The sequence below is a fragment of the Bartonella sp. MU70NMGDW genome, from assembly GCF_042194085.1.
GTDB lineage: Bacteria > Pseudomonadota > Alphaproteobacteria > Rhizobiales > Rhizobiaceae > Bartonella > Bartonella grahamii.
Genome location: NZ_JBHIMK010000371.1, coordinates 1 through 1,119, shown reverse-complemented (window position 1 = coordinate 1,119; position 1,119 = coordinate 1). Strand labels below are relative to the sequence as shown.

1 pseudogene is annotated in these 1,119 nt (G+C 43.5%); it reads left to right on the top strand.

From position 1 onward, the window contains the following. A pseudogene (locus ACFIKE_RS11055) lies at positions 1-234 on the top strand (short-chain dehydrogenase); the annotation flags it as partial. Positions 235-1,119: the final 885 nt, after the last annotated feature.

The window sequence follows — 1,119 nt, the reverse complement described above, 5'->3', positions numbered from 1 at the left end:
TTAATTGAGCAGTTAGCTCTTTTGCCTAAACCGCCATGTATTCTTCATATTTTTGGTTCCAACACGCATGATCAAATAATCCTCGATTGCGCGCACAAAAACAAGGTTGATTTTATCCCCATTCAATTAGGACAAAAAACAACCCCAAAAAGTTCACAATGGCTGACCCATCAGGAGATAAGCCAACAGGTACTGGATGCCATAAAAAACCATATGAATAAACAAAACTTATGACCAACACCTATGGCTTTGCAAAGGAACAGTGCCCCTTCAATCTCTATCCATACCCGAACACCCTCTTGAATAGCCCATACTCTCTTACATCATAGGCTTTGAGAACGAACAATCCCCCTCCCTTACGCCTCTAAATAACATGCCTATATCAACAGCTCCAGAACCAAACGGTTTCTATCCCTTCTCACACGGACTTACCCCCTCTGACAACCATCACAGCCCTTGACCAACCACACACCCTATTACAGTTTCACGTTTTTACGATTTTACAAATTCACAGAAAACAACAAACTTCCGATAAACCGCCCCATTAAAGCCTATACAAGCCTATTACAAACCTATCACCAGCCTATTCATTGCCATCAGCCCTTTTCCCCCAACGCCCTCCATGACCCCAATTCCCCATTCCCCCATTCCAATTTTGACGCATTGCACAATCCAACCTTTACGCCTCCATTGACACCTCTTCTCCCCATATCCTCCCCACAACCATCACGGCTCTTCACCAACCACACATCCGCGCCTTTACAGTTCCACGTTTTTACGATTTTGCAAATTCACAGAAAAAAAGCAAACTGCCGATAAACAGCCCCATTGAAACCTATCACCAGCCTATTACTTGCCACCAGCCCTTTTCAAAAAGGAGAGCAGCGTAAAATGAGAAAAACAATCGATGCCCTCTCCCCAAGCCGTGAAGCAATGGCACGTTCTAAAACTTATGCCTCCCCCATGACACGAGCACTACATGCGCTTTTTCAGCGCTGCGTTTAATTGTTTGGTAACCTTGTAATACGAGATCAAACGCTTGATAAAAGAAATATACAGTGCCACAATGGGTATTGTTAAGAACAAATCAAAAATACCCCCCAGCAGAATGATCAAAAT